This is a genomic window from Shewanella sp. 1311, assembly GCF_059338235.1.
Map to the genome: position 1 here is coordinate 2,201,761 of NZ_CM181686.1, position 12,085 is coordinate 2,213,845.

Genomic DNA, 12,085 nt, shown 5'->3' on the forward strand with positions numbered 1-12,085 from the left:
GTCTCCTAACGCAACGACCGGCAAAACTTCAGGCTCAATAGATAAACTTAAAATACTGAAAATAAAGCTGATGTACTTATTATTTTGCGAGTGTTCCTCTAAAATACACCGCAAACCAGCTCATGCAGCGCGCTCTTCGGATAACATAAGCCATTTATAACTTAACGGCTATCGCTTTACAGCCTTGTGAGTTACACGGCTCAAGGTAGCGCCGACCGCGCGCTGACATCTCATTAAGGATTGATGATGAATCTCTACTATCGCCAAGCACAACTCTGCGGCCGCAAAACGGGCAATGGCGCTAAGCTGCCATTTTTGATGAATATCTTGTATTCACTTGCAGCTAAAAATGGCGATCACCAGCCCTTTTCAATGGATGACATTAACGCCGTACTGTTCAATCAACATCAGTCGATTGGTTGCTCCATCAAAGCGCCGCTGCCGATAGTGAGTTGGCACACCGAAGCAATCTGGTATGAGTTATTTAAAGGTGAAGAGCTGGTTTATCTGCCCCAATGCATCATCTTTAGCAATGGCGCCATCGCCTATGTCATTGTCGTCATAGGTGATGAGTATGAGCTGCGTATTTGGCCCGATTACAGTAACCGTGAGCGAGAAAAACAGCACTGGTTTTCCCACCATGCCGTAGTCTATTCCGCCGAACTTGACGTCTTTAAGCAAAGCTTCGCAGCACTGCTTAAGCATATTCGAAAAGAAGACGACTATGAGTCAAAACACCCCAAGTTTGGCTAAAGCGCAATGCTTTTGAGTAACTCATGTATCGCTTAATATTTTAATTAACAGCCACTGCCATAATCTTGCCACTATTGATCAGCAACTTGCCCGCAACTCTTACGGGGAAATCTGTTTTAATACCCGCCGTGATACCGAGCTAACTCAGCACAATCTTAGCGGTGAAGTCTCGGTCGTATTTCATAGGGAATGAAATCCAATGTTCAGTATTATTTTCTGGGTACTCACCCTACTTAGTTTGGCCTTATTTGGTGGCGCGGCCTATTTAGTGGTGCGCGCACTCCTCAAAAAATTTAATCAAAATCAAGGAATAGACATGGAATCGCCACAGGCACTGTCCTCACACAGTAAAGGGACGTCACTCGCTAAAAACACGACTCTATTGAAAGCGTTAACCATAGGCATACTGTCGATCTTAGCTATGATCCCATTAGGGATCATCATGGATATGACCTCAGATCGCGAAGCCTTGTACCACAGTGTTGTCAATGAAATTGGCCGTTCATGGGGCGAGCAGCAAACTCTCTCAGGCCCTGTGATTGTCATTCCCTATAGCTATTTTGTGATGCAGGAAGAAGTCAGCGCCGATGGCAAAAATCGCCATCAAGTGAAGCGTACCTATCAAGATGAATTGGTCATACTGCCAAAAAAACTCAAGCTCGATTTAGATCTTAAGCATGACTTCCGTACTCGCGGGATTTATCAATCCTTAGTCTATAACGCCACTTTGCAAGGCAAGGCAGATTTCAGTTTAAGTAATTATGAAATCCCTAACCTCATTGCCTTTGACAATAAAAATGCGCGCCTCGCCTTTGGTGTTTCATCAAATCAAGCCATTGATAAAGTGGATAGACTTGAATTAACGGGTGATGCGGTCACGCTATCAGGCTCACTGATGTCGGGCACCGGATTAGGCAGCACAGGCGGTCTAGAAAAGGGCTTTAACCAAGGCGTACAAGTCGCCGAAGCCAGTGACTTTAGCGTGGACTTTGCAATGACACTGCGCGGTTCTCAGTCCATCAGCGCCCTGCCACTGGGTGAGCAAACCTTAATTAACATTCACGCCGACTGGCCACACCCTAGCTTTAAGGGATTGTTACCTGCAGAGCGGGATATTAACGCGCAGGGCTTTACGGCAAGCTGGAATATCAGTCACTTAACCCGTAACTATCCGCAGGAGTTCATTAAGAGTAATAAATCGAGTCTGACCGAAGTATCGGCCAATGCGATTTTATTCGAACCTGTGACTCACTATGGCAAGATTGAACGCTCAGTGAAATACGGCCTGCTGTTTATCGTACTGACTTTTATCATGTTGTTCATTTTTGAGCTTGGGCAAAAAACCAGCCTCAGCACGATTCAATATGTGTTAGTCGGCAGCGCCATGGCTTTGTTCTATTTGCTACTGCTGTCGCTGTCTGAGCATTTAGCCTTCTTGCATGCCTATTTAATTGCCGCCTGTATTCCCGTGTTGTCGGTATCCGCCTACGTGGGCAGTGCCACCGCAAGCATCAAGCGCGGCGGGATAGTGGGCATTATGCTGGTGAGTTTATATGCCGTGCTTTACTCGATACTGCAACTGGAAGACTACGCCCTGCTAATGGGCACAGGATTACTGTTAGTTGTCCTACTGATTTTGATGTTTGTCACAAGGCATCAACCCAAGAACACGGCGTAACAACGCCCAACCGATCCACCCTTGAAGACCCCCGACAGCGCCACTTTTTGCTGTCGGGATTTTTTTATTGGCAAAGCCATTGCCGCGTTGTAGCCTATGGCGTTTATCAAGAGGCTTATATTTTGACCCATAGCGCCTATCTTTTCCGCCGTTTAGGTTTAGCCTGGTTATTGCTGGCAACGATTCCAAGCTTACTGTTACTGACCCAAAATCAGTTGTTTCCACTGATCGATCTGCATTCTCACTTAGCCCGAACCTTATATTGGATTACCATGACGGGCACAGCGCCCTATGGCGTGGCCACTGTGTTGTTTGTGCTGGCTATCGCCTATCGTCTTATGCCTAAAGCCCTCTTTATGAGTTTGTTTTTAGCCATTAGTCTCAGCCAAGTCATCAGCTTAAGTGTGAGCCATACGCTCAAATCCTATTTTAAAGAGCCCAGACCTAATCTGGTCTTTTTGGCTAAGCAAGCACTGCCTACGGACGAGCAGCTTTCACTCGATGCCTTTTATCAATTGGATAAACAAGGGCGCTCCAAGACAATATCCACTGCGCTCGATGGCTTAAAAGTGACGGAGCCTGAGATGAAGCTCGACTCGCGCATTCACCAGCATTGGGAAGATGAAATCGGCTACTCATTCCCTTCTGGGCATACCATTTTTGCTGTGACGCTGGTGCTCACCGCCAGTTACTATCTGCTGCTCGCAGGCTTACCTAGCGTTGCATTGGTATTATTGGGTTGGGGATTTTTGATGGGATTAAGCCGCATGCTGTTAGGGATGCACTGGCCACAAGATGTGTTGTTTTCGACCTTTTTAGCCGCCTTCATCAGCAGCTTGAGCGTATTCTTAGTCAGTAAAATACGCCCTCTCACGCAAGCGCTTGTGAAAGTTCCTGAACGCTAACCTCTGTAGTTGATCATCTCGATTCAGCCTTTCGCTCAAATACTTAGGCCTTGCTAAGCACTGCCTAAGTATTTGACCACTAAGGTCTGATAAATCCCATTGGCCTTAATTTTTGCCAGCCCTTGATTAAAAGTATCCCGCGCCACTGAGTTGTGGAATACCATGCGATAGGATGTCGGCGGGAAAATAAAGTGATAGCTCAATGCTTGCTGGGTGTCGATATTGGGCTCAACAAACCGATTCAATTGAGTGAAGATATAACGGTCGGCAATCACAGTATTAATCCGGCCTAAGTACAACATACGATTTTGGCTTAATTGAGTATCAACTTCGCGATAAATCGTCTGTTGCGCTACGGCATTAAATTCAGCGCCGAGCAATAGTCGGGCATTCTCAAAGGCCGCAATACTGTAGTTTTTTAGATCGCCAATACTTTTTATTTCAAGGTGTTGCGTAGCCAAGCTAATCACCACATTGGTATAGTCGACATAATCATTGGACCAATAGCCATCGACACCATTTGCAGGGTTCATGGTCATTACGGCATCTAATCTGTCTTTGTTGAAATATAAAACTTGGCGCTTACGAGAGTAAAATTTAAAGTTAACTGACTGGCCCATTTCCTTAAAGGCGGCCTTAATAATATCAATCTCAAGTCCCGATTCGGCATCTTCGATAATATAGGGTGGGCGATTTAACGCACTACCAATGGTTATCGAGGCAGGAAATGCATACGTCGGTAAGACGTATAGGCAGATTAACAGCAAACTCAAGCGCATACAGTGCGCTCACTCTTATTAGTATTATAACTATAGCGGTAAATGGTGGGAGATCCAGACAGCGCGCCCCTCACCCACAGTCAGTAAGGGTGATCACTCTCCAAACTTTTAAATCCTGATTGACTCAAGATTTTTGGCAAACTTGGCTAAGGCTGGCAAACTAGGGGCAGACCCAGCCAACCCTAAGCTTTCGATGACAGAAACTCCCCCATACAAACTCGATCAACTCGATTTAACCATTTTGCGTTTACTGCAAACCCACGGCAGATTATCCAACCTCGAACTGGCCAATAAAGTCGGCCTGTCGCCGTCCCCTTGCTCGCGCCGTGTTAAAGCCCTAGAAGAAGCGGGCTATATTGCCGATTATGCGACGCGTCTGTCGGCGGATAAGTTCAACCTGCATTTGACTGCGTATATCCATGTGCGGATGGAAAAACACACGCCAGCAATCCTCAATCAATTTGAAGCCAATGTACTAGCCTACGAAGAAGTCCAAGAATGCGCGCTGATCACAGGTTCTGAAGCCGACTACCAACTTAAGGTATTAGTGCAAGATATGGCGCACTTTCGCACTTTCCTGTTAGATAAACTCACGACGAATGTGCATATCGCAGGTGTGCATTCCAGCTTTGTGTTGAAAAAGGTCAAGGACCACACGGCCATTCCCTTAAGCCATATCACCATTCAACCATAGGCTATGTAAAAGATACGGCGTTCAAACACAAAGTGCTGCGACATGACTCAGACTTATCCAGTCACAATCGTGACTCAAGTAAAGTCATAGCATCAAAATACCCACTAAGCTCCTGCCATACGGTATTTTTTGACCATAAGATCACAATTCATTGCATTTTTATCATCGCAATTATTCGCTAAAGTGAGGTCGCGAGTTGTCGCTACTCGCAATATAGTCTCGCATAAAGTCTGCTGACGAAATACAACACCAAAATATCAGCAAAATTAGAATATAAATTGCCAATTAACATCATTTTAACGCACTAAAATTGCGTTGAACTTCTTATTTATCTGCCTAAGATACGCCTTCTTTTTACGGGAGGCACAATGCAATCGGCCAATACAAGTTCGACTAACCACTTCAGCTCACGCTTAGGTTTTATCATGGCGGCAGCCGGTAGCGCCGTTGGTGTAGGTAACATCTGGGGATTCCCCACCCAAGCAGCCACCCATGGCGGCGGTGCCTTTTTACTGGTTTACCTGGTACTGATTTTCATCCTAGGCATTCCCATGTTAATGGCCGAACTCATGATAGGTCGCCACGGACAGACCAACCCCGCCGATGCCATGGGCAAACTCGGCTTCAACACCCTAACTCGCGGTTTAGGCAAGGCGATAGGCTTGATTTCCATCGTCACCGCGGGATTAATCTATACCTTCTACAGCATTCTTTCTGGCTGGTTTGTCAGCTACGCCATCGCCCCGATTGCCACAGCTTTAGGCTCGAACGATACCGCCGCTTGGTTAGTGGATTTCTCGCTATCGCGCAATCTGGTGTTCACGCTGATCTTCAGCACACTCGTGTTTCTGGTATTGCTGCAAGGCGTACAAGAAGGCATAGAAAAATGGTCGAAACGCTTGATGCCGTTATTGTTGATCATGCTGATCGCGGGCGTGGCGTATATCTTCACTCTTAATGGCGCGAGCGAAGGCATTACCGCACTATTAACGCCTAACTTTACTAAGGCACTGGCGCCAGATACCTTGATCAGCGCGCTCGGACAAACCTTCTTCTCCCTCACCATAGGCACAGGTGCCATGATGGTTTATGGCAGCTATTTGAGCCAAAAAGAGAATATCGCCAAGCTGACCGTCTGGGTTGCCTTTACCGATAGTGGCATCGCCTTTCTCGCCGCTTTCTTGATTATCCCAGCCATGTATGTGGCCCAGCACAATGGCGTGGAGATTTTTAACGCCGAGGGCAAATTACTCGACTCAGATGCGCTGGTGTTTACTGTTTTACCCGCCTTATTTTCGACCTTAGGAGACACCGCCAACCTCATCATCAGCGTGGTGTTCTTTATTCTGCTGATCATCGCCGGCCTGACTTCTGCCATTTCTATCGCCGAAGTCCCGACTAGCTATGTGATGCAGAAATTCGGACTCAGCCGCCAGCGCGCCACCTTGATCATCGGCCTATTACTGACCTCATTATCCCTATTACTGGCGGTATTTTTTGAGACGTTATTTAGCTTCACTATTATGCTCACCACCCAAATCGCCCAGCCGCTGGTCGCACTCGGCATTGCGATTTACTTAGGTTGGATTTGGCGCCAAACACAATTACTCAAGGTGATTCGTGGACAAGATGGTGTCGATACCGCAGGACTCTTCTGGCGCATTTGGCCAAGGTACGTGAAGTATGTGTGCCCAGTACTGATTATCGCGATCGCCATCAGGCAATTTGTGTAACCCTTTAAAAAGCAAAAATCCCCGCTAAGTGCGGGGATTTTTTATTTAGCAATGGATGATCTAATTAACTTTTTTAAAATAATCATCAAGGGCTTGCTGCCGCCAATAGTCAATGCGATGACAGCTGTATCCTTCCATCTATCAATAACGTTGAACTACTGAAGGGAGGCTGGATTTGAACGAAAGGGGATATAAATAGCAGCCTTAAGAGATTAAGGCTGCTTTTGAAGACGGGCAGATTACTGTTCGATACCGACGATCAACCAAGGTGAATTGGCTTGCGTTACGTTACGCTCTAAATGCCAGATTTCCTTAATGTCCTCTTCTACGCCTTCAACGGTATCGCGATAGCGGCCGCTAAATTTAACGCTCACTTCCGCAAGATTTGCATTGTGTGTGGCGCGGACGAGTTCGGCATCCAAAAACATCACTTCAGTGTGCTGATCGCCAACTAACTCGCGGCGTTGGTTGCTGAGTTCATTGTAAAGCTCAATCGAAACATACTCTTGGATTTTGCTTAAGTCGTTTTCATTCCACGCCAATTGCAGAGTTTTGTAGTGACTACGAGCGCCTTCCAAAAAGCTGGGTAAATCAAAACCTGCTGGCAAATCAAAAGGAACTGCGCTTGTCGCTTGGCCAAAACCATTGCTGCCACTGTTAGCATTGGTGGCAAAACCTGTTTGTTCAGCCTGTTGACGCTGCATATTCGGATTGGGTTGGCCAGCACCCGCGTAGGCTGGTCTTTGCTGCGCCCCCGCTTTTGAGGCCATCACAGTACGGACGATTTTGAATAGTACGAATGCCAGCAAACCAATAATCAAAATATCCATAATTTGAATATTTTCAAAACCACCGCCCATAAACAGCGCAGCCAATAAGCCACCTGCTAATAAACCGCCTAACATGCCGCCCATCATACCCTTCTTGCCCGGCGCTCCCGCTGGTGCTGTAGTCGGTGTGTTGGTCGCCGCTGGTTGAGCCGGAGCCGTTTGGTGACTCTTGCCAATAGATTTACTACCGCCGAACTTTTTCGCTTCTGCGACTGGACTAGCAACCAAGCTAACCGCAAAAATCATCGCAAACATAATTAATAACTTTTTCATTTATAAGATCTTTGTTTTTATAACCTGTGGTATCGGCATCATAGCGGGATGACATTATATGTCAACTATGAAAAAGCGGAGGCTGGTTTTTCATTCTTTTTGAGTTAATGAGTAAATATATTTAAGAGTTACATCTTAAGATGGATTGTTTCAAATTGAAAATAGGCCTTAAAGAGGGTTAAGGCCTGCTACATGTATTACTTAGTTTTTTGCTGAATAATTTTAATATCTTGATCTTTTAAATACTGTGGGTGGTAAGGCCCGACTGGTACACTATAGATAAAACGAGCATTCGCTTGCTTAGCATAAGTCGTATAATCAGCCGATGCAGTATTAATGGCAGTTACAATTGCATTAGCCAATAGACCAACTAACCCGCCACTACCTGAATTACCAGACAAATCGACCACAACAGTACCAGTGTAGTTCCATAAGACTTCTGAGGTCTTCGTTGACTTGATTTCAGCTTCAATTGATACCGTCAAATTAGATGCAACTACGGCATAAGATGTGTCCCATTTAACAATCTTTGTAAAGAGCACAGCATCAGCACCAAAGTACTCTTGAAACTTATTCAGTGGGATATCATAAACTAATTCACTGTCATAAATCCCTTGCTCTTTTAATACCGCGGCGGTCAGCTCATATGGAAATATGTAGTAACCATGAAAAGCAACTGGCATTTCAACTGTGGTTGAGTAGTAATCCTTTGCGTCAGCAGCTGTACTCAAATTGATTGGTGGCATGATCAATAATGATTTTGGTTTTTCGGTGTACATTCCAGGAAACTCAGTGCCTTTTGTCACATAAGTTGGTGAAACACAGGCCGTCAGCAATGTAGAAGCAAAAACGATCACTAAAACTGGTTTAAATAAATTAAACAGAGACATTGCACTTATCCTTGCGCGTTAGCTTTTTTTATCAGGTTATTCATAAATACTTCAGCTTCTGGGTAGAGCTTTTTCTCAAGCTCAAAGTACTCAACCGCTTTATTACTATCGTTTGCTTGTAGGTGAATAAAGCCTAAGTTGGCATATACTCCAGGCGGTACGCGCATTGATTTCTCACCAGATTTAGTGATAATATTTTCTAATGACGATTTCCATTTCAAAGCGTTTTCATCACCCGCATCACGTTTTAACGCGTAAAAACTTTCCGAATAATTACCATATTCGTACATCGGTTTTTGGGTTGCTGAGCAACCACTTAATAAAATAATAAACCCAAGTAAACTGACTAATTTCATTTTCATCAAAGCTATTTCCGTATTATTAAGGGACATAAATTTCTTTTTCATGACCATCGCCAAGCAAAAGCTCACGTTTAACGATGACCTGATTATTTCGTGTGATTACGATAAGATGTTTTCCTGGTAAAATACGGTATTGGTTTGCAATGCCAGTTTTAGTAACCGTGAATGCATGCACATTATCAATAGATACATCAACACCCTCAGCCGTGCCGGTAAAATATAAATATGACGCAGAAGCTTCTGATTTTACACCGCTGTTATACCCGCATCCAGATACAGTAAATAAGGCTGCACTGACGATAAGCAATTTAATTAAATTCATCACGAATCCTTATTTCATTTCTTGAATAAATAAGCCCGTGTAATCTTGAGCTTTTATATATTGATCAAGATTGCCACTGACTATTGTACCAAAAGACACTTCTGACTCCGGTGTATTACCAAATGAAGCAGTCACTTCAATGGTCCCAATTGCTTTGCCTGGTAATGTAATGAACATACCTGTTTGTGGGTTTTTTACTTTGTTACCTTCTTTGATGATCTCAAATAGGGTACCAGGTGTGATGTTTTGCGAACTTCCTCCAGAGATAATTAAGCTACCTTCTTCATAAGATAAAATATATGACTGCCAAGGTTTGTCTAACATGTTTTCAATGATATTTGAGGCAAGATTAGTGATCGCAACATCTAACACTTTATCGTTCAGCGAGCTATCATAGCCAGCCTTGTCACCCACGCCCATCACAGAGCCAGCTTCTGAATAGGCGATACCTTTACCTTCTTCAGAGTAGATGATTAGACCCGTTGCAACATCTACAATGCGGATGTTCACTTTAGCATTTGCTTCTTGTTTTTTTACTCTTGAAAAAATACCTACATCGCTAACTTCTTTACGGCCAAACTCGGTGATAGAACCTACGATCAGATAATCTGCTGCATTTTTAAGTGTTGAGTTCCCTCCCATCGCAAGCTCTTTTTCAATTTTTCCAAGATCTGCTCTTTCGAGCATAATAAACTTGCCCGTTTGAAATAGTTTCGAAGACAAAATATCCATTGCTTGCTTACCGATACGATTATTGTCTTCATCAATGAAAAAGCCTTGACCGTACGTGGTCTCATTAGTGAATCGGCCAATGGCAACTTTGCGTTTTAATAACTTGGTATTTAAGGCCACTTCCGTTTGTGTCGCGCTTATTGCTGCAGCAGGTTGCGCAGTGGTGACGACTTGTTTCTTATTGACAGTTGCACAAGCGGTTGTTAGAGAAGCACACATGACAAAAATAAGCGGTAAGGCTTTGTTCATTATACTAATATCCTTATAAACTAATGGACATAAATATTATCACCTTGTCTATCACGGGTCTATCTGTGAATATTCAAATGGTGATTTTTTCACTTTATTCCGAGACCATAAGATATTTTTAGCGCGATATAAATTTAATAAGCACAGTTAGATTCTAGGAATAGTCACATTTCGGTTCCCAAAAGCTAAATTCTCGCTCGAAAGTATTGTGGGATTGACGGCTAAAAACATCCTGAAACTAGGCAAAGTATAATGCATACCGAAGGCTTAACGGGATTAAGCACTATCGTGGAAGTGACCGTTGGCGGCATGGATGCCGCCGTCGAGCCTATAGGGACATATTCACGGCGTGTCACTGGAATGACAGTGCTTAATCAATATCACCTGCTGCCAAAAGTGACTTTATTAACAAAATTAAAAAATCCCCGCATTGCGGGGATTTTCAATATTTCAAAGACAACTAACACTCACAGCGTTACACGCATTTTCCATCCGATGAATCATCGGAAGAAAGAGCTCGGCTGATGCCGCCAAAGATGACACTCAAGAAGCCGATACCAACATCTTTTTGTCGCTCATCGGCGCTGCCCGTATCGTGGCCGCTCGCCTCACGCATACTTTGATTATTGTTGGTTCCACGTACAAAATCGCAGGACGCATTGCTGGTATTGTTCACCGAGCAGGCACTGAGCAGAGCGATCATTAGGCCGCAAAGGGCAAGGCGTAATCTTGGCATATTAGTTCAACACTTCTTCTAATGCCTTGAGGCATAAAGAAACATTCTCACGGCGGGCACCAAAGCCCATTAGACCGATACGCCATGCTTTACCCGCAAGGGCGCCAAGGCCTGCGCCGATTTCGAGGTTGTAATCCTTCAGCAAACGAGTGCGCACTGCAGCATCATCCACACCTGCGGGGATATAAACCGTATTCAGCTGCGGTAGGCGATAATCTTCGGCCACTACAAAGTTAAGCCCTAACTTTTCCAGCCCAGCACGCAGCACTAAATGCATTTCGTGATGGCGTTGCCACGCATTCTCTAAACCTTCGGCCGCCAACATACGCAGGGATTCATGCAGTGCATACAGGGCATTCACTGGCGCAGTGTGATGATAACTGCGTTTGCCGCCCGCGCTGGTCCAATAGGCCATCACTAGACTTTGATCGAGGAACCAACTTTGCACAGGAGTTTTACGATTCTTGAGTTTTTCTACCGCTGCGCTCGAGAAAGACACGGGCGATAAACCCGGTACACAGGAGAGGCACTTTTGACTGCCAGAATAAATAGCATCTATGCCCCATTCATCGACTCTTAACTCGACGCCGCCAAGGGAAGTCACAGCATCGACTATGCTCAAGCAACCATAGGTTTTGGCTAATGCACACAAGGTCTTGGCATCGGACAATGCACCAGTAGAGGTTTCGGCGTGCACAAAGGCTAAAAACTTGGCATCGGGATTGGCTTTCAGCGCAGCTTCAACCGCAGCAGGGTCGACAGGTGCGCCCCACTCATTGTCCACCAGCACTGCAATGGCGCCCACGCGCTCGACGTTTTGGCGCATACGCTCACCAAACACACCGTTACGACAGACAATAACCTTCTCACCCGGCTCGACTAAGTTTACGAAACAGGTTTCCATGCCCGCACTGCCCGGCGCAGAGACTGCCATGGTCATTTCGTTTTTAGTTTGGAAGGCGTATTGGATCAGGCTCTTAAGCTCATCCATCATGCCGACAAATAGCGGATCTAAGTGGCCAATTGTCGGTCTGGACTGCGCCGCAAGCACTTCGGGATAAACATCCGACGGGCCTGGGCCCATCAAAATACGGCGAGGAGGATTAAAAGCGGTAAAACGCGGTGCTGGTAACATCATGTCTCCTTAAT

The 12,085-nt window shown here is 45.1% G+C and carries 13 protein-coding genes; 5 read left to right on the plus strand and 8 right to left on the minus strand.

What is annotated here, in order from left to right; genetic code table 11:
• The first annotated feature begins 246 nt into the window (after positions 1 to 246).
• The 3 genes from AC5YB3_RS09810 (at position 247) to AC5YB3_RS09820 (ending at position 3,336) form a co-directional block, all read left to right on the plus strand.
• Positions 247 to 753, plus strand: a complete 507-nt coding sequence (locus tag AC5YB3_RS09810) for a hypothetical protein (RefSeq protein WP_494527178.1) — start codon at positions 247 to 249, stop codon at positions 751 to 753.
• 199 nt (positions 754 to 952) lie between these two features.
• On the plus strand, positions 953 to 2,431 hold the full coding sequence (gene creD / locus AC5YB3_RS09815; RefSeq protein ID WP_494527029.1) for a cell envelope integrity protein CreD: 1,479 nt from the start codon (positions 953 to 955) through the stop codon (positions 2,429 to 2,431).
• Between the two features lie 122 nt (positions 2,432 to 2,553).
• Positions 2,554 to 3,336 (plus strand): phosphatase PAP2 family protein, encoded by a 783-nt coding sequence (locus AC5YB3_RS09820; RefSeq protein ID WP_494527179.1) that lies wholly within the window; start codon positions 2,554 to 2,556, stop codon positions 3,334 to 3,336.
• A 53-nt stretch (positions 3,337 to 3,389) separates the two neighbouring features.
• Here the strand turns inward: AC5YB3_RS09820 and AC5YB3_RS09825 are convergent, their stop codons facing one another.
• Positions 3,390 to 4,115: a substrate-binding periplasmic protein gene (locus AC5YB3_RS09825; RefSeq protein ID WP_494527030.1), complete on the minus strand. Its 726-nt coding sequence runs from the start codon at positions 4,113 to 4,115 to the stop codon at positions 3,390 to 3,392.
• A 193-nt stretch (positions 4,116 to 4,308) separates the two neighbouring features.
• Between AC5YB3_RS09825 and AC5YB3_RS09830 the strand changes: the two genes are divergently transcribed.
• The gene (locus AC5YB3_RS09830) at positions 4,309 to 4,809 is read left to right on the plus strand and encodes an Lrp/AsnC family transcriptional regulator (protein WP_115336051.1); all 501 of its coding nucleotides are present in this window, start codon (positions 4,309 to 4,311) and stop codon (positions 4,807 to 4,809) included.
• Positions 4,810 to 5,177: 368 nt separating this feature from the next.
• Positions 5,178 to 6,542 (plus strand): sodium-dependent transporter, encoded by a 1,365-nt coding sequence (locus tag AC5YB3_RS09835; RefSeq protein WP_494527031.1) that lies wholly within the window; start codon positions 5,178 to 5,180, stop codon positions 6,540 to 6,542.
• A 239-nt stretch (positions 6,543 to 6,781) separates the two neighbouring features.
• On the opposite strand, the gene AC5YB3_RS09840 is transcribed toward AC5YB3_RS09835, so the two are convergent.
• From AC5YB3_RS09840 to AC5YB3_RS09870, 7 genes are all read right to left on the minus strand, one after another.
• Positions 6,782 to 7,645 (minus strand): Tim44 domain-containing protein, encoded by an 864-nt coding sequence (locus AC5YB3_RS09840; protein ID WP_259567166.1) that lies wholly within the window; start codon positions 7,643 to 7,645, stop codon positions 6,782 to 6,784.
• A gap of 197 nt (positions 7,646 to 7,842) precedes the next feature.
• Positions 7,843 to 8,535, minus strand: a complete 693-nt coding sequence (locus tag AC5YB3_RS09845; RefSeq protein WP_012197725.1) for a DUF799 domain-containing protein — start codon at positions 8,533 to 8,535, stop codon at positions 7,843 to 7,845.
• Positions 8,536 to 8,540: 5 nt separating this feature from the next.
• On the minus strand, positions 8,541 to 8,942 hold the full coding sequence (locus AC5YB3_RS09850; protein ID WP_227257017.1) for a DUF4810 domain-containing protein: 402 nt from the start codon (positions 8,940 to 8,942) through the stop codon (positions 8,541 to 8,543).
• Positions 8,917 to 9,219 carry a hypothetical protein gene (locus AC5YB3_RS09855; protein WP_259561733.1) on the minus strand — a complete coding sequence of 101 codons (303 nt, stop codon included), beginning with the start codon at positions 9,217 to 9,219 and terminating at the stop codon, positions 8,917 to 8,919. The genes AC5YB3_RS09850 and AC5YB3_RS09855 overlap by 26 nt, the downstream gene beginning before the upstream one ends.
• Positions 9,220 to 9,228: 9 nt before the next feature.
• Positions 9,229 to 10,200, minus strand: a complete 972-nt coding sequence (locus AC5YB3_RS09860; RefSeq protein ID WP_259561734.1) for a CsgG/HfaB family protein — start codon at positions 10,198 to 10,200, stop codon at positions 9,229 to 9,231.
• Between the two features lie 475 nt (positions 10,201 to 10,675).
• Positions 10,676 to 10,936, minus strand: coding sequence for a hypothetical protein (locus AC5YB3_RS09865; protein WP_063884666.1), 261 nt, complete (start codon positions 10,934 to 10,936; stop codon positions 10,676 to 10,678).
• 1 nt (position 10,937) lies between these two features.
• Positions 10,938 to 12,071, minus strand: a complete 1,134-nt coding sequence (locus tag AC5YB3_RS09870; protein ID WP_259571072.1) for a pyridoxal-phosphate-dependent aminotransferase family protein — start codon at positions 12,069 to 12,071, stop codon at positions 10,938 to 10,940.
• Between the last annotated feature and the right edge of the window lie 14 nt (positions 12,072 to 12,085).

Coding starts and splice junctions, on each gene's coding strand:
- AC5YB3_RS09810 (WP_494527178.1), top strand. CDS start 247: ATGAATCTCTACTATCGCCAAGCACAACTCTGCGGCCGCAAAACGGGC.
- creD (WP_494527029.1), top strand. CDS start 953: ATGTTCAGTATTATTTTCTGGGTACTCACCCTACTTAGTTTGGCCTTA.
- AC5YB3_RS09825 (WP_494527030.1), bottom strand. CDS start 4,115: ATGCGCTTGAGTTTGCTGTTAATCTGCCTATACGTCTTACCGACGTAT.
- AC5YB3_RS09830 (WP_115336051.1), top strand. CDS start 4,309: ATGACAGAAACTCCCCCATACAAACTCGATCAACTCGATTTAACCATT.
- AC5YB3_RS09835 (WP_494527031.1), top strand. CDS start 5,178: ATGCAATCGGCCAATACAAGTTCGACTAACCACTTCAGCTCACGCTTA.
- AC5YB3_RS09840 (WP_259567166.1), bottom strand. CDS start 7,645: ATGAAAAAGTTATTAATTATGTTTGCGATGATTTTTGCGGTTAGCTTG.
- AC5YB3_RS09845 (WP_012197725.1), bottom strand. CDS start 8,535: ATGTCTCTGTTTAATTTATTTAAACCAGTTTTAGTGATCGTTTTTGCT.
- AC5YB3_RS09850 (WP_227257017.1), bottom strand. CDS start 8,942: ATGAAAAAGAAATTTATGTCCCTTAATAATACGGAAATAGCTTTGATG.
- AC5YB3_RS09855 (WP_259561733.1), bottom strand. CDS start 9,219: ATGAATTTAATTAAATTGCTTATCGTCAGTGCAGCCTTATTTACTGTA.
- AC5YB3_RS09860 (WP_259561734.1), bottom strand. CDS start 10,200: ATGAACAAAGCCTTACCGCTTATTTTTGTCATGTGTGCTTCTCTAACA.
- AC5YB3_RS09865 (WP_063884666.1), bottom strand. CDS start 10,936: ATGCCAAGATTACGCCTTGCCCTTTGCGGCCTAATGATCGCTCTGCTC.
- AC5YB3_RS09870 (WP_259571072.1), bottom strand. CDS start 12,071: ATGTTACCAGCACCGCGTTTTACCGCTTTTAATCCTCCTCGCCGTATT.